The organism is Kitasatospora sp. NPDC032757 (assembly GCF_055579305.1).
Genome location: NZ_JBVINN010000001.1, coordinates 33516 through 48560, shown reverse-complemented (window position 1 = coordinate 48560; position 15045 = coordinate 33516). Strand labels below are relative to the sequence as shown.

Annotated in this window: 14 protein-coding genes; 5 read left to right on the top strand and 9 right to left on the bottom strand. The window is 73.3% G+C overall.

Features of this window, described 5'->3' with window-relative positions; translation table 11 throughout:
- Positions 1 to 22: 22 nt before the first annotated feature.
- Genes ACZ5WK_RS00270 through ACZ5WK_RS00255 form a run of 4 tightly spaced genes read right to left on the bottom strand, consistent with a single transcriptional unit; the run spans position 23 to position 4476 of the window.
- Positions 23 to 1414, bottom strand: coding sequence for a GH1 family beta-glucosidase (locus ACZ5WK_RS00270; protein WP_465543404.1), 1392 nt, complete (start codon positions 1412 to 1414; stop codon positions 23 to 25).
- Positions 1414 to 2256 carry a carbohydrate ABC transporter permease gene (locus ACZ5WK_RS00265; RefSeq protein ID WP_465543402.1) on the bottom strand — a complete coding sequence of 281 codons (843 nt, stop codon included), beginning with the start codon at positions 2254 to 2256 and terminating at the stop codon, positions 1414 to 1416. The genes ACZ5WK_RS00270 and ACZ5WK_RS00265 overlap by 1 nt, the downstream gene beginning before the upstream one ends.
- Positions 2253 to 3161, bottom strand: a complete 909-nt coding sequence (locus ACZ5WK_RS00260) for a carbohydrate ABC transporter permease (protein ID WP_465543400.1) — start codon at positions 3159 to 3161, stop codon at positions 2253 to 2255. The genes ACZ5WK_RS00265 and ACZ5WK_RS00260 overlap by 4 nt, the downstream gene beginning before the upstream one ends.
- Before the next feature lies 1 nt (position 3162).
- On the bottom strand, positions 3163 to 4476 hold the full coding sequence (locus ACZ5WK_RS00255) for an ABC transporter substrate-binding protein (RefSeq protein ID WP_465543398.1): 1314 nt from the start codon (positions 4474 to 4476) through the stop codon (positions 3163 to 3165).
- Positions 4477 to 4619: 143 nt separating this feature from the next.
- Between ACZ5WK_RS00255 and ACZ5WK_RS00250 the strand changes: the two genes are divergently transcribed.
- Both ACZ5WK_RS00250 and ACZ5WK_RS00245 read left to right on the top strand, forming a co-directional pair.
- Complete coding sequence (locus ACZ5WK_RS00250) at positions 4620 to 5861, top strand: ROK family transcriptional regulator (RefSeq protein WP_465543396.1); 1242 nt, start codon at positions 4620 to 4622, stop codon at positions 5859 to 5861.
- Between the two features lie 287 nt (positions 5862 to 6148).
- Positions 6149 to 8341 (top strand): discoidin domain-containing protein, encoded by a 2193-nt coding sequence (locus ACZ5WK_RS00245; protein WP_465543395.1) that lies wholly within the window; start codon positions 6149 to 6151, stop codon positions 8339 to 8341.
- Positions 8342 to 8397: 56 nt separating this feature from the next.
- On the opposite strand, the gene ACZ5WK_RS00240 is transcribed toward ACZ5WK_RS00245, so the two are convergent.
- Both ACZ5WK_RS00240 and ACZ5WK_RS00235 read right to left on the bottom strand, forming a co-directional pair.
- A complete protein-coding gene (locus ACZ5WK_RS00240) occupies positions 8398 to 9702 on the bottom strand; it encodes a cytochrome P450 (protein WP_465543393.1) in 1305 nt (434 codons plus the stop codon).
- A 423-nt stretch (positions 9703 to 10125) separates the two neighbouring features.
- Positions 10126 to 10338: a hypothetical protein gene (locus ACZ5WK_RS00235; RefSeq protein ID WP_465543391.1), complete on the bottom strand. Its 213-nt coding sequence runs from the start codon at positions 10336 to 10338 to the stop codon at positions 10126 to 10128.
- A 642-nt stretch (positions 10339 to 10980) separates the two neighbouring features.
- On the opposite strand from ACZ5WK_RS00235, the gene ACZ5WK_RS00230 reads away from it, so the two are divergent.
- Positions 10981 to 11625, top strand: a complete 645-nt coding sequence (locus tag ACZ5WK_RS00230; protein WP_465543389.1) for a hypothetical protein — start codon at positions 10981 to 10983, stop codon at positions 11623 to 11625.
- A 132-nt stretch (positions 11626 to 11757) separates the two neighbouring features.
- Here the strand turns inward: ACZ5WK_RS00230 and ACZ5WK_RS00225 are convergent, their stop codons facing one another.
- Complete coding sequence (locus ACZ5WK_RS00225; protein WP_465543387.1) at positions 11758 to 11973, bottom strand: carbohydrate-binding protein; 216 nt, start codon at positions 11971 to 11973, stop codon at positions 11758 to 11760.
- Between ACZ5WK_RS00225 and ACZ5WK_RS00220 the strand changes: the two genes are divergently transcribed.
- Positions 11945 to 12250: a hypothetical protein gene (locus ACZ5WK_RS00220; protein WP_465543385.1), complete on the top strand. Its 306-nt coding sequence runs from the start codon at positions 11945 to 11947 to the stop codon at positions 12248 to 12250. The two genes, ACZ5WK_RS00225 and ACZ5WK_RS00220, sit on opposite strands and share 29 nt — an antisense overlap.
- 155 nt (positions 12251 to 12405) lie before the next feature.
- Here the strand turns inward: ACZ5WK_RS00220 and ACZ5WK_RS00215 are convergent, their stop codons facing one another.
- Entirely contained in the window at positions 12406 to 12933 is a 528-nt protein-coding gene (locus ACZ5WK_RS00215; RefSeq protein WP_465543383.1) for a hypothetical protein, read from the bottom strand.
- Positions 12934 to 13183: 250 nt separating this feature from the next.
- Between ACZ5WK_RS00215 and ACZ5WK_RS00210 the strand changes: the two genes are divergently transcribed.
- Positions 13184 to 13861: a hypothetical protein gene (locus ACZ5WK_RS00210; RefSeq protein WP_465543382.1), complete on the top strand. Its 678-nt coding sequence runs from the start codon at positions 13184 to 13186 to the stop codon at positions 13859 to 13861.
- Positions 13862 to 14461: 600 nt separating this feature from the next.
- On the opposite strand, the gene ACZ5WK_RS00205 is transcribed toward ACZ5WK_RS00210, so the two are convergent.
- The gene (locus tag ACZ5WK_RS00205; protein WP_465543380.1) at positions 14462 to 15022 is read right to left on the bottom strand and encodes a hypothetical protein; all 561 of its coding nucleotides are present in this window, start codon (positions 15020 to 15022) and stop codon (positions 14462 to 14464) included.
- Positions 15023 to 15045: the final 23 nt, after the last annotated feature.

The following is a 15045-nucleotide window of genomic DNA, read 5'->3' as shown; positions in this document are numbered from 1 at the left end:
CCGGGGCCGGGGCGGCCGGGACTCACCGCCCCCGGTGGGCGGCGATGAGTCCCGCGTAGCGCCGGCCGCTGGTCTTCACCGTGCGGCGCTGGGTGGCGTAGTCGACGTGGACGAGGCCGAACCGCTTGTCGTAGCCGTACGCCCACTCGAAGTTGTCCAGCAGGGACCACGCGAAGTACCCGGCCAGCGGGGCGCCCCGGGTGACGGCGCGGGCGCAGGCGGCCAGGTGCTGTTCGAGGTAGGCGGTCCGCTCGGGGTCGTGGACGGTGCCGTCGGGGGCGACGATGTCGTGGTAGGCGGAGCCGTTCTCGGTGACGTAGATCCTCCGGGCGCCGTACTCCCGGGTGAGGCGCAGCAGCAGGTCCTCCAGGCCGGGGGCGTGCACCTCCCAGGGCATGGCGGTGTGTTCGGGGTTGGGGCCGGGGAGCTGGCGGAAGTGCGGGGCCGCGCCTGCCGGGTCGTCGGCGACGATCTGGCGGAAGTAGTAGTTGAGGCCGAGCCAGTCGAGCGGGGCCGCGATGAGGTCCAGGTCGCCGTCCCGCTCCGGCAGTTCGACGCCGTAGACCTCCCGCATGTCCTCGGGGTAGCCGCGGCCGAGGACGGGGTCGAGCCACCACCGGTTGATGTGGCCGTCGGCACGGACGGCGGCGGCCAGGTCGGCCTCGGAGCCGGTGGCGGGCTGCACCGGGCTGAGGTTGTTGACGAGGCCGATCCGCGCGCCGGCCACGGTCTCCCGGAGCACCTGGACGGCGAGGCCGTGCGCGAGGTGGAGGTGGTAGGAGGCGCGGACGGCGGCGGTGAGGTCGGTGAGGCCGGGGGCCATCGCGCCGTCGAGGTGGCCGATCCACGCGGAGCAGAGCGGCTCGTTGAGGGTGGCCCAGTCGGTCACCCGGTCGCCGAGGCGGGCGGCCACGACGGCCGTGTACTCGGCGAAGCGCTCGGCGGTCTGCCGGGCGGGCCAGCCGCCGCGGTCCTGCTGGGCCTGCGGGAGGTCCCAGTGGTAGAGGGTGGGGAAGGGCGTGACGCCGGCGGCGAGCAGGGCGTCGACCAGGCGGTCGTAGAAGTCGAGGCCGGCCGGGTTGACCCGGCCGTCGGCGAGCGGCACGACCCGGGGCCAGGCGATGGAGAACCGGTAGGCGCCGAGGCCGAGTCGCCCCATCAGGGCGATGTCCTCGGGCCAGCGCCGGTAGTGGTCGCAGGCGGTGTCGCCGGTGTCGCCGCCGGCGACCTTGCCGGGCGTGTGCGCGAAGGTGTCCCAGATGGAGGGTGCGCGGCCGTCGGCGTCCGCGGCCCCCTCGATCTGGTAGGCGGCGGTGGCGGCGCCCCAGAGGAAGTCGTCGGGCAGGGAGCTCAGCGCGCTGAGGTCGGTCACGGGAGGCCTTTCGGAACGGGAGGGCGTGATGTGACGGCTCATCACTTGACGGCCCCGGCGGTCAGCCCGGCGACCAGGTACCGCTGGAGCAGCAGGAACCCGGCGACGACGGGCACGCTCACCACGAGCGAGGCGGCCATCACCTGGTTCCAGTAGACGTCGTTGAGGGTGGCGTAGCCCTGGAGGCCGACGGCGAGGGTGCGGGTCTCGTCGTCGGTGAGGACGGAGGCGAAGAGCACTTCGCCCCAGGCGGTCATGAAGGCGTAGACGGCGACGGCGACGATGCCGGGCACCGCGGCCGGGACGATGATCCGCACCAGGGCCTGGAGCGGCCCGCAGCCGTCGACGAGGGCGGCCTCGTCGAGGTCGCGGGGGATGGAGTCGAAGTAGCCGACCAGCATCCAGACCGAGAACGGCAGCGAGAAGGTCAGGTAGGTGAGGATCAGGCCGCCCCGGCTGCCGTACAGCGGCACGCCCGTCGCGTTGCCGACGTTGACGAAGATCAGGAAGAGCGGCAGCAGGAAGAGGATGCCGGGGAACATCTGGGTCGAGAGCACCGTGACGGTGAAGAGCCGGCGGCCGCGGAAGCGGTAGCGGCTGACGGCGTAGGCCGCCAGGACCGCCACCAGCACCGAGCAGACGGTCGCCCCGCCGGCCACGATCAGCGAGTTCACCAGGTACCGGCCGAGCGGGACGGTGCGCCAGATGTCCAGATAGGGGCGGAGGGTCACGGTGCTGGGAATCCACCGGAACGGCCCCTGCACGTCCTGCAGCGGCTTCAGCGAGCTGCTGAGCATCACCAGGACGGGGACGGTGGCGAAGACGGTGAGCGCGGCCAGGAAGATCCGGCGGAACCACCGGAAGGAGGCGGGCGGGTTGATCATGCCGTGTCCCTCCGGCGTGAGGTGAGCAGCAGGTACAGGGAGGTGACGAGCAGCAGGAGCACCGACATCGCCGAGCCGGCGCCGAAGTTCCAGGTGACGAAGGAGGACTGGTAGATGTGGACGGAGACGAGGTCCGCCGCCTCCGGGGCCGACCTGCCGAACAGCACGTACGGCGTGTTGAAGTCGTTGAACGTCCAGAGGAAGAGCACCAGGACGAGCACCAGGTTGACCGGCCGCAGCGAGGGCAGGGTGATCCGGCGGATCTGCTGCCAGACCCCGGCGCCGTCGAGCGCGGACGCCTCGTACAGCTCGCGCGGGATGTTCTGCAGGCCCGCGGTGAGGGTGAGGAAGGCGAACGGCCAGCTGCGCCAGACCGAGACGGTGACGAGCGCGGTGAAGCTGTTGTCGCCGAGCAGCCAGAACGGCTTGTCGTCGACGAGGTGGAGCTGGTCGTGGAGCACGTGGTTGATCAGGCCGGTGTCGCGCTGGAACATGAACGACCAGGTGATCACGGCCGCGTAGACCGGCAGGGCGTAGGGCAGCAGGAACAGGGCGCGCAGCAGGCCGCGGCCGCGGAAGGCGTCCTGGGTCAGGACGGCGGCCGTGGTGCCGATCAGCCAGGCGAGGCCGACGGCGAGTGCGGTGAACGCGCAGGTGACCCAGAACGAGTGCAGCAGCGCCCGGCCGACGGGGGCGTGGAAGTCCACCGCCATGCGGTAGTTGGCGAGTCCGGCCCAGGGGGCGGCGGACCAGTCCCGGATGAAGAACTGGGTGAGCTGCTTGAAGCTCATCACGATGCCGACCACCATCGGCACCAGGTGGACGACCAGTTCGAGGACGAGGGCGGGGAGCAGCAGCACGTAGGGGAGAGCGCTGCGGCGGGGGAGGAGGCGCTTGCGGATCACGTCAGTTGGCCGGCATCTGCTGCTGGGCCTTGGCGAGTTCGGCCTTCACCGTCTCGTCGGTGGTGGGCTTGCCGGCGGCGGCCGCGGCGAGCAGGTTCTTCACGGCGGTGCCGACGAGGGTTTCGAACTGGCTCTCGTTCGCCACCTGGGGGAGGGGCTTGGCGCTGCCGCCGAGGACGTCGGCGAGGGCCTTGAGCTCGGGGGTGGCGAAGGCCGGGTCGGACTGGGCGTCCTTGACCGGGGGGATGGAGCCGTAGGCCTTGTTGAGCTGGGTCTGCTCCTCGGCGCCGGTCAGGAACTTGACGAACTTGAGCGCGCCGTCGGTGTTCCGGGTGTTCCTGAAGACGGCGAGGTTGATGCCGGCGACCATCGAGGTGGTGGCGCGGTCGCCGGTGGCGCCGGCCGGGGCGGGGACGGGGGCGACGCCGTAGTCCTCGGGGTTCATGCCGTGGGACTTGAGGTTGGCGCCGGCGGCCTGCCACATCAGCATGGCGGCCTTGCCGGTGGCGAAGTCGGTGACGGACTGGTTGTTGGCGTACTCGGCGTTGCCGGGGGCGGCGATCCGCTCGGTGCCGAGCAGGTCGACGTAACTCCTGACGGCGGCGACGGCGTCCGGGCTGTCGAAGGCCGGCCTGCCGGAGCCGTCGAAGAAGTCGGTGCCGTGCTGCTTGGCGAGGACGAAGGCGTGGTGGACGTTCTCGGAGACGTTGCCGCCCTCCAGGGCGATGCCGTAGCGGCCGCCGGTGGTGAGCTTCTTCCCGTCGGCGACGAGGTCGTCCCAGGTGGCCGGGGGCTTGTCGATCCCGGCCTCGGCGAAGAGCTTCTTGTTCCAGTACAGGCCGTAGGCCATCGAGTAGAGCGGAACGGCGGCCGGGTCCCTGCCCGCCGCACCGGCCGAGCCGAGGGCGGCGGGCAGGAAGCGCTCCTTGCCGCCGATCTTCTCGAACGTGGCCGCGTCGAAGGGCAGCAGGGCGCCGGTGGCCTGGAGCGAGGCGGACCAGGTGTTGCCGATGTTCAGCACGTCGGGGCCCTGGCCGGAGCTGGTGGCGGCGAGGATCCGGTTGAGCAGGTCGGACCAGGGGATGACCTCCAGCTTCACCTTGATGCCGGTCTGCTGCTCGAACTTCTTCAGTTCGGGCTCCAGCACCTGGCGGTCGTTCTCCAGGCTGGTGCCCTGGTTGGAGGCCCAGTAGGTGAGCGTGCCGGGGCTGCTGTTGTCGCCGCCGCCGGACGCGGAGCCGCCGCCGCAGGCGGTGGCGGTGAGGGCCAGGGTGACGGCCAGGGTGGTGGTCGCGGCGGCGCGTCTGATCGGCACGACGGGCCCCCCTTTCGGGTGGGTGCGGTGGGGTGGGTGAAGTGCCGTGCTCCACGGCTTACTTCAGGCCGTGATTTAACGTGTGAGAAAAGCTTCCGTCAAGGGTTCGGACAACGATAGATTCGGGGCAGGAGGGAGGTCTCATGACCGTGCGAGGCAAGAAGACGGTGCGTGACCTGCGCAGAGGCAGCCGGTCCACGCTGCTGCGGCGGCTGTACTTCGACGGGCCGCTCAGCCGGCAGGAGCTCGGTGCGATCACCGGGCTGAGCGCCGGCTCGATCAGCAACGTGACGGGCGAGCTGCTCGCCGACGGGCTGATCGAGGAGTGCGGCTCGGTGGAGTCGGACGGCGGCCGCCCCCGGATCCTGCTCCGGGTGGCCGCCGGCCGGGCCCACCTGGTCGGGGTCGACGTCGGGGAGACGCAGGTCCGGGTGGCCCTGTTCGACCTGGCCCGCACCGAACTGGCCGCCAGCGACCGGCCGCTCTCCGACAAGGGCCACGACGTCGACCACGTCGTCGAGCTGATTCTCGCCGGGCTGGCCGAGGTGCTGGAGCGCACCGGCACCGACCCGGCCACCGTGCTCGGCGTCGGCGTCGGCGTGCCCGGCATCGTCGAGCAGGGCGACCCGGCCTCGGAGGGCCTCGGGATCGTCGTCCACAGCCAGACCGTCGGGTGGGACGCCGTCCCGCTCGGCCGGCTGCTGCGGGCCGGCACCGGCCTGCCGCTCTTCGTCGACAACGGCGCCAAGACGCTCGGCCAGGCCGAGATGTGGTTCGGGGCCGGACGCGGCGTGCAGCACGCGGTGATCGCCCTGTTCGGCTCCGGCGTCGGGGCCTGTGTGATCGCCGACGGGGTCCGCTTCCGCGGGGCCACCAGCAGCGCGGGGGAGTGGGGCCACACCAAGGTCCACGTCGGCGGCCGCCGCTGCCGGTGCGGCGCGCGCGGCTGCCTGGAGGCGTACGTCGGGGCCGAGGCACTGGTCGAACGGTGGGGCGCCGCTCCGGCCGGCGGCGAGAAGGCCGGGCTGGCCGCGCTGCTGGCGGCCGCGGAGGCGGGCGAACCCGCGGCCGCCGCCCTGCTCGCAGAGGCCGCCGAGTACCTCGGCGCGGCCATCGCCGACCTGATCAACCTGTTCAACCCCGAGCGGATCGTGATCGGCGGCTGGGCGGGCCTGCTGCTCGGCCCGCGGCTGCTGCCCGCGATCGGCGCCGCGGCCACCGAGTACGCGTTGCGCTTCCCGCGCGAGCAGACCTCGATCGTGCTCGGCACCCTCGGCCCGGAGGCGGTCACCGTCGGGGCCGCGACCCTGCCGCTGACCGACTTCCTCGACTCCGGCGGGGAGCTTCCGCGTCGCGGCGACGTCCGGCCGGCAGTCCGGGTGTGACCTCGCGGGATGTGCTGATTTGTTGCCGCACAAGCTAGTTCACGGTGTGAGGAAAGTCGGCGCGAAGGGTTGACACCCCCGATCGGCAGCCCCGAGACTCCCGGTCGGGGGCGCTGACCCGGCTCGGACGACGGGTCGGTGGCGCTCCGTGGGGCCGGCCGTCGTTCCCCGGCCCGCCCGACCCGCCCCGCCCCGTCGTTCCCCACCGCCCGGCGCCTGCGCTGCGCCGGGCGCGGGCCTCGGCGTGCGCCCCCGCATCCCACCCACCCCCACCGCAGGAGAAGCCCGTGAGGCTCACTTCAGCACGCCCCCGCCGGGGACCGGCCGCACTGCTCGGCCTGTCCCTGCTCGCCGGCCCCGCGCTGGCGCTGCCCGCCCTCGCCGCCCCGGTCGCCGCCGCTTCCGCGGACGGCGCCGCCGCCGACTGCGGCACCGCCGACGCCGCCCATGGCCGGCCGGTCACCGCCTCCTCCACCGAGAACGCCGGCACCGCCGCCGCCAACGCGGTGGACGGCAACGGCGGCACCCGGTGGTCCTCCGCCTTCAGCGACCCGCAGTGGCTCCAGGTCGACCTCGGCTCCGTCCGGCAGCTCTGCCGGGTCGTGCTCAACTGGGAGGCCGCGTACGGGCGTTCGTACAAGATCCAGACCTCGGACGACGGTGCCGCCTGGCGCACGGTGTGCGCCACCGGCAACGGCACGGGCGGCACCGAGACGCTCGCGGTGGCCGGCAGCGGCCGCTACGTCCGGATGAACGGCCTCACCAGGGGCACCGGTTACGGCTACTCGCTCTGGGAGTTCCAGGTCAACACCGCCGACGGTCCCACCGTCCCGCCGGTGCAGGGCGGCGGCGACCTCGGGCCCAACGTGCTGGTCTTCGACCCCGCCACGCCCGGCATCCAGGCCAAGGTGGACGAGGTCTTCGCCAAGCAGGAGTCCAACCAGTTCGGCAGCGAGCGGTACGCGATGCTCTTCAAGCCGGGCACCTACAACAACCTCAACGCCCAACTCGGCTTCTACACCTCGATCTCCGGCCTCGGCCTCAAGCCCGACGACACCCTGATCAACGGGGACGTCACCGTGGACGCCGGCTGGTTCAACGGCAACGCGACCCAGAACTTCTGGCGCTCCGCCGAGAACCTGGCGCTCAACCCGGCCAGCGGCACCGACCGCTGGGCCGTCGCCCAGGCCGCGCCGCTGCGCCGGATGCACGTCAAGGGAGGCCTCAACCTGGCGCCCAACGGCTACGGCTGGGCCAGCGGCGGATACATCGCCGACAGCCGGATCGACGGCGCCGTCGGCAACTACTCGCAGCAGCAGTGGTACACCCGGGACAGCGCGGTCGGCGGCTTCTCCAACGGCGTCTGGAACCAGGTGTTCTCCGGCGTCCAGGGGGCACCCGCGCAGAGCTTCCCCGACCCTCCCTACACCACGCTGGACACCACCCCGGTCTCGCGCGAGAAGCCGTTCCTCTACCTGGACGGCAACGACTACAAGGTGTTCGTGCCGGCCGAGCGGACCGACGCCCGTGGCGTCTCCTGGGACGGCACCCCGCAGGGCACCTCACGGCCGCTCGGCCGGTTCTACGTGGTCAAGCCCGGTGCCACCGCCTCGACCATCAACGCCGCGCTCGCCCAGGGGCTCGACCTGCTCTTCACCCCCGGCGTCTACCACGTCGACCGGCCGATCGAGGTCAACCGGCCCGACACCGTGGTGCTCGGCCTCGGCCTGGCGACCGTCGTGCCCGACAACGGGGTGACGGCGATCAAGGTCGCGGACGTGGACGGCGTCCGGCTGTCCGGCCTGCTGGTCGACGCCGGTCCGGTCAACTCGCCGGTACTGGTCCAGATCGGCCCGGACAACGCGGCCGCCGACCACGCGGCCGACCCGACCACCCTCCAGGACGTCTTCATCCGCGTCGGCGGCGCCGGCCCCGGCTCCGCCACCGCCGGGGTCGTGGTCAACAGCGACGACGTGATCATCGACCACACCTGGATCTGGCGCGCCGACCACGGCGCCGGCGTCGGATGGAACACCAACCCGGCCGACTACGGCCTGCTCGTCCGCGGCGACGACGTGCTCGCCACCGGGCTCTTCGTCGAGCACTTCAAGAAGTACGACGTCGAGTGGTCCGGCGAGCGCGGGCGGACGATCTTCTTCCAGAACGAGAAGGCGTACGACGCGCCGAACCAGGCCGCCGTCCAGAACGGCGCGACCAAGGGCTTCGCCGCGTACAAGGTCGACGACACCGTGACCACCCACGAGGGCTGGGGCCTCGGCAGCTACTGCTACTTCAACGTGGACCCGACCATCCGGATGGACCACGGCTTCGAGGCCCCCGTCCGGCCGGGGGTGAGGTTCCACGACCTGCTGGTGGTCTCCCTCGGCGGCAACGGCCAGTTCGAGCACGTGGTCAACGGCACCGGCGCCGCGACGTCGGGCACCTCCACCACCCCGTCCACCGTGGTCGCCTTCCCCTGATTCCGGTCCGTGACGCCGCCCCGGCCGTGCCCACCCGGGCACGGCCGGGGCTCTGCTCAGGTCAGCACCGCAGGGGTCGGCCCGTCCGGGCGGACGGTGATGCTGTAGGCCGCGCCGGCGGGGACGCTCAGGAAGCGCGGTGCGTATGCCGGCAGGAGGAGCTCCAGCACGGCCGTGGTCTCGCGCACGGCGAACTGGGTGCCCAGGCAGGCGCGGGCGCCGAGGCCGAAGGGGTAGTAGGCGCCGAGGTGAGCCGGGCGGGCGCCGGGGGTGGTGAAGCGGGCGGGGTCGAAGCGCTCGGGGTCGGGCCAGAGCGTCGGGTCACGGTGCGTGAGGTAGGGGGAGACCAGCAGGTCGGTGCCGGCCTCGATGCGGTGGCCGGCCAGGGTGTCGGCCTCGGTGGCGTGCCGGGGGAGGATCCAGGCGGACGGGTAGAGCCGGAGCGTCTCGCTGACCAGCGCCTGGATCGCCTCCCGCCGCTCGGGCGAGCCCTCGGGGCCGGCCGCCAGCGCCCGGGTGCGGGCCTCGGGGTGGCGGTCGAGGAGGAGGAAGAGCCAGGTCAGCGTGGTGGCGGTGGTCTCGTGGCCGGCCACCAGCAGGGTGACCAGCTCGTCCCGGATCAGTGTGTCGGTGTACTCGGGGCGCTCCTCGCCGGCGTCGAGCAGCACGCGCAGCAGGCCGTCGCCGTCCGGGTCGCGGCGGGCGGCGTCGATCGCGGCGTGCGCGACGGCGTCGATCCGGGCCAGGTCCTCGGCGACCGCGTCCCGGGCGTCGCCGCCGTCCGCGGGCAGCGTCGGCAGTGCGGCCACCACCCGGGCCACGGCGGCGAGTTCGCGGTCGGTCCGGTCGTCCAGCGGGCGGCCGGTGAGGGCGCGCCAGATGGTGTCCAGCGCGAAGTGCCGCATCTCCTCGCCCACGTCGAACTGCTCCCCGGTACGGGCGTAGCCGGCCCAGCGGTCGGCGGCGTGGCGGGCGGCCTCGGCGATCCGCTGCTCGTAGCGGCGCATCCCCGTGCCGGTGAACTGCGACTGCAGCATGCGCCGTTGGCGCCTCCAGGCGTCGCCGGTCGCGGAGAGGACACCCCCGCCGGCCAGCATCCGCGCCCGGTGCGAGCGCTTCACGTAGCGGTCGGGGTGGCGGCCGAGCACGTGCTGGACGGCCTCCGGGTCGGTGACCACGACGGTCGGCTCCGGTCCGAGCCGGAACGCGGCGACACCGCCCAGCTGCCGGTGCGCCAGGGCCAGCAGCTCGACCAGGTCGGCCTGCTCGTCCCGCCACTGCGCGACGGCCTCGGGTGCCAACTCCGGGACAGGGCGCAGGGCCGGGCTCGGGACGGGGACGGGGTGGGCTTCGGTGGCCACGGGGGGTCTCCTCTGGCGAATGGACCGACCACTCGGACGGGCGCAGCGCGCACCTGACTGTACGTCAACGCGTGGTCGCCGGTCAGGCCGCGTCCGGGGGCGCACCGCTGCTCCGGTCGGGGGCGGGGCGGGGCGATACCACCCGGGCGGCGGACAGTCACAACGTGTGCGAACCGGTAGCCTTCGGCGAGGCCGACCCGGCCCCTCACCGCTGCTCGCCCACCGACGGGAGAAACGCATGCCCGGGACCCCGCCCAACGCGCCCCGTCCTCGCCTCGGCAGACCGGCCCGGTGGCTGGCGGCCGCTCTGCTGCTGCCGGCGCTGGCCGCCTGCGGGGGAGGCGGTGGCTCCGGGCCCGGGGCGGCGAGCTCGGCGGCCGGCGCCGCCGAGCTGGCGGACACGCCCCCGGCGGAGGGCTCGGGTCAGCAGCCCCAGGACAAGCGGACGTCGGCGGGCGGCAACCAGGGCGGGTTCACCGGCGCGGGCAATGTGTCGGCGAGCGCCACGGGAATCTGGCCGACGGCCAATCTGACGCTCACGAGTTCGGTGACGAGCACCTTCACCGCCGAGGTGACCCAGGTGAACAACTGTGCCGGCGGCGCGAAGTCCTCGGGATCGACGAGCGTGGAGTTCACGGGAGGCACGGCAAGCGCCACGGTCAACCTTCCCGGCCCGAAGCCCACCTCCGCGGGGTCCAAGGTCTGCTTCACTCTGACCGCGGGCGGAAAGAGCCAGTCGGTTCAAGCCTCGGGCGGGCTGGCAGTGCAGCACGATACCGAGAACGGGGGTGGCCAGAACGGCGGAGGCAATGAGAACGGGGGTGGCCAGAACGGCGGGGGCGGTGAGAACGGCGGCAACGAGAACGGGGGCAGCTCGGCGGGCACCAGTGCCGGCAACGCGTCGGCGGGCAGCGGGAGCACGCCCTGAGCCCTGCGGAGGAGGAGCCGCCCGCCACCGGGCCCGCCGCCGACCCCACCGCCGGGCCCGCCGCAACGGCCGAGCAGTCCGGGCCGCCTGAGCAGCCTGCCCCCGAGCCGCCCGAGCCGCCTGCCCCCGAGCCGCCCGAGCCGGCCGTCGCCCGCTCGTGGAGCAGCTGGCTCGGCCTGATCGCGTCCTGGGTCGGGCCGACCACCCTCATCACCGCGCTGCTGTTCTTCTTCGGCTTCGCCTACACCGACTCGCTCTACAACTACTTCGGCCTGGATGCCGCGACGATCGGCTTCGGCACCCAGGACCTCCTGCTCCGCAGCTCGCCCGCGCTGTACCTCCCGGCCGGGGTGCTGCTCTGCGGCGCCCTGCTGGCCGCGCTCGCGTACCACCTGGCGACCCGTGCCGTCCGGACCGGAACGGACGGCCGCAGGGTCGTCGGCCGGGCCTGCCGAGCCGTCGCGGTGCTGGTCGTCCCGCTGGTGGTGCTCGGCTTCCTGGCCGGGTTCGAGATGATCGACGCGGGACCGATGGGCACCCCGCTGCTGCTCGGCGGCGCGCTCCTGCTGGTCGTGCTGGCCCGGCTGCTCGCCGTCCGCACCGCCGGCGCCCCCTACCCGCTCACCGGCGAGCGGGCGGCGCTCGGCATCAGCACGGCGCTCATCGTGCTCTGCTCGTTCTGGGCCGCCGGCGGCTTCGCGCACCAGAAGGGGGAGGGGGACGCCGAGCGGCTGGCCGGCAACCTGGCGCTGCGCCCGGCCGTCGTCCTGGACACCACCGAGCGGCTCTACCTCCAGTGGTCCGGGGTGGACGAGCGGGCGCTGCCGGACGCCGGCGCGGGGCAGCGGTTCCGCTACCGCTACCGGGGGCTGCGGCTGCTGGCGCAGGCGAACAACCGGATGTTCCTGATCCCGCGCGACTGGACGTGGGATCAGGGCAACGTGCTGATCCTCCCGGTGGACGCCAACGTCCGGATCGTCTTCCACCCGGGCTGACGCGCGGTCACCCGTGCCGTCCCGTCCCCGGCGCAGCCGGTGCCCGCGCGCGGACGCGGCTGCGCCGCGGCTCGTCCCCCTCGACGAACCGCGGCCCAGCCCATCCCGTTCCGCCGCAGCGGATCCGTCCGCTCAGATCCGCTGCCAGAGGGCCGGGACGATGTCGGGCTCCCAGCCGACCTGGGCGGTGTGGCCCTGGATGCAGCGGTAGCCGAGGCCGTTCCAGGCGACGACGTCACCCGCCTTGTAGGTGGTGCCCGGCTTCCAGATGCCGCCAGGGTTGCCCGGGTCGGTGCCGACCACCAGCGAGTAGGCGTCGATGTACCTGCCCCGCGGCCACCTCCACACGGTCAGCAGCCGCACCGACACCGGCCTGCACATCACCCTGGGCATCGAGGCCGTCACCTGGAAGGACGCGCTCACCTCGGCGGTGCGCAGCTACGCGGAACACCAGCACCTGTCCTGGCGGCGGGTGCTGCCCGCCGGCTTCGCCGAGGACGTGCGCGTCCTGCTCAGCGGCAAGCCGGTGCGCGCGCAGGACCTGCGGTCCCTCTCGGAGAAGAACGCCGACGCGTTGCCGCGCCGGCTCCTCCAGGAGGGGATCATCCGACTCGCGGATTCCTGAACGCTTCTGATTGGTTCTCACGTCCCGCCGTCCGAGGGGTCCCCGGACGGCGGCCCGGCCGTGCGCACCGGCGGACCCGCCGCCAGGCGCTGCGCCGCGTCAGGCCTGCCGCTTCCCTGTGCCGGGGCCTGCGGACGGCGCGAGGGGCAGGGAGTCTACGGCCTTCCTGCGGCGTGCTCCCGCAGGAAGGCGCCCGCGTAGGCGGCGGCCTCCTCCTTGGTCCCGTACCAGGTGTCGTCGCCGGCCGTGCCCTGCGATCCGTCGGCGCCCCGGCCCGTCCACGTCCAGTCGCCGGACGACGGCTCCTGCGTCAGTTCGGCCTCACCGCCGAACAGCCCCAGGGTGGTTGACGTCGCGGCCGAGGGGCGGCCGACGGCGTCGGGCCACTTCTTGCGGGCGCCCTGCCGGGTGATGCCCCAGGCCGCCCCCAGTTGCTCGTAGCTCGCGCCGTACGAGCCGGCGGTTCCCGCGGCGATCGCCGCCAGTCGCTTGACCTCCGCGTCCACCACCTTCCAGGTGGAGAGGACGGTCAGGGCCACCTCGGCCGGGTCCGCCGCCCACATGCGGCTCTCGGGGAGGCCGGTCAGCCGGGACCGGATCGCCGACGCGAGGGGATTGAGGGCGTCGAGGAGGGCCTTGTCGAGCTCGATCTGCTCTTCGGGGGTGATCTCAGGCACTGTCATGCGACAACTATAGTTAACGAAGGCTGGCATTGGTAACAAAAGTTCCCGATCGTTTTCGCGGGTGTGCCGACAGGACACGTGGGCCGCGGGCCGACCCCTGCCGAATGGCAGGGGGCGGGGCGGAGGAGGGCGCCGAAGACCTGCCGGACGGCACATGGACCGGGCAGCGGGCCGGGCGGGAGGCTGGACCCGTCACCAGGAAGACGCCCCGGCCGTCGGCCGGCGGGCCCAGCAGACAAGGAAGTTCGCCATGTCCGTCACTCTCACCACCGCCCGCGCGAAGGCCTTCGGGGCGCTCGCCGCCACTGCTCTGCTGGTCGCCGTGGGAGGCGGCACAGGGGCCTCCGCCTCCGCCGCCGGTACCGCGCCCGCCCCCAAGCCGTCCGGCGCGGCGGTGAAGACGGCGAAGGCGGCGGTGAGCGGGTCGGTGCGGATCGCCTACGCCTACTCGCCCGACGACGACATCCGCTTCACCTTCGACGTCGAGGCCGCGCCGTTCACCCGGCCGCTGCCGGGGCTGCCGCAGGGCCTGCCGACGGACGCGCGCGGCACCGTGCGGATCTCCCACCACGTCGCGGCGCTGAACCACACCGTGATCTCGGAGGCCGCCGTGGACTGCCTGGTGACGGGGGACCGGACGGCCTCGTTCACCGCCGTCATCACCCGGGCCGACCCCGAGGTGGCTGACACGGTCGGTCGGCGCCGAGGCTTCAGCGTCCTCGACGGCACCTCGCCCCGGCACCCCGACCGCGTCGGCTTCTCCTGGGGTGTGGCGAACCTGGACACCGACCCCGCCGGCGGGCCGGCCGAGGGAAAGGTCGGTACCTGTATGGCCCCGGCCCCGTTCGCCCCGGTCATATCCGGCGGCCTGACCGTCCGCCCGGCCGAGCTTCCCCCGCTGCCTGCGACCCAGGGTGTTGAGGGGTAGCTGCGGCGGGAGAGGTGGATCGTGCGGCCGGCTGACGCGGCATCGGCCGGGGCCCGGCGACAGTGAGGTCATGCCGATCAACCTCTCTTCGGGCGAAACCGAGCGGCCGGTCCAGCCGTGGGTGCTCCGTCTCGCGAAGCTCCTTCCGTTCGTGGTCCTGCCGCACTGCCTGTGGCGGCTGCCGTTCGCCTTCGACTTCGAGATGGGGATGGTCGATCCGTCGGCGCCGCCCCTCCCATGGTGGGGCGCGTACTACGTCTTCGGGCTGAGCCTGCTCACCGAGGCGCTGGCCCTGGTCTGCACCGGCCTGGTCAGCGGGTGGGGTGAGACCGTCCCGGCCTGGTCACGTGTGCATCGGCCCGGTGATGCTGTGGGGCCCGATCGTGCTGGCCCTCGCTTACGCCTACGGCCGGCGCCGCCGCATCGGCTGATGGTCCGGCCCCGCCCCTGCCCGGCCCCCGCTCCGCCGGCTCCCGTCGGGGTCAGCGTGTCCCGGACCGGCCGGGCCAGGTCCTGCGAGGGCGGAGGGTCCCGGCCGGACTGGCGGTCAGGTGCCGCAGCCCGGCTGTGGGCTGCGGCCCGCCCGGGTGCCTGCTCCGGTCACTGGCAGACGGTGTGCTGCTGCTCGGCGAGGACGCTCTGCGCGAGCGATGCCAGTGCGCGTATGTGGTTGTCCTGGTCGGTGGGGGCCTTCGGCCAGATGCTGGGGTCGGACCTGACGGAGACCACCGTCGCCAGGTCGCGGGTGCCGGGGCAGAAGCCCGCCACCGAGGCACTGCCCAGGCCGGCCACCACACCCTGATCGACCAGGCCCCCGACGGAGGGGGCGGTGGCGTCGGTTCCGCTCGGCCGGTCCGGGTCCTGGCCGGACATCAGGACACGGACCATCGCGTGACCGTCCACCGAGATCACACAGGAGAGCTGTGGGTGGCCCCCCATGGCACCGTCCGGCGAGACATTGCGCTCCTCGACCCCCGGCCGCCCCGCGGGCAGCATGGCGCCGAGTGCGGTCCCGTCCGCCCGCGGCAGCCCGCAGAGCGTCTGCCTCAACGCGGGCTCCTGCGCACCGACCACGAAGGTGCCGACCACCGCCGCAGTGGCCACGACCACGACCGCCGCCCCACCGACCACCCAGCCCCGGCGTACCCGCCCGCGCCTCACCCGGTCACCTGTCACCCTGCTCG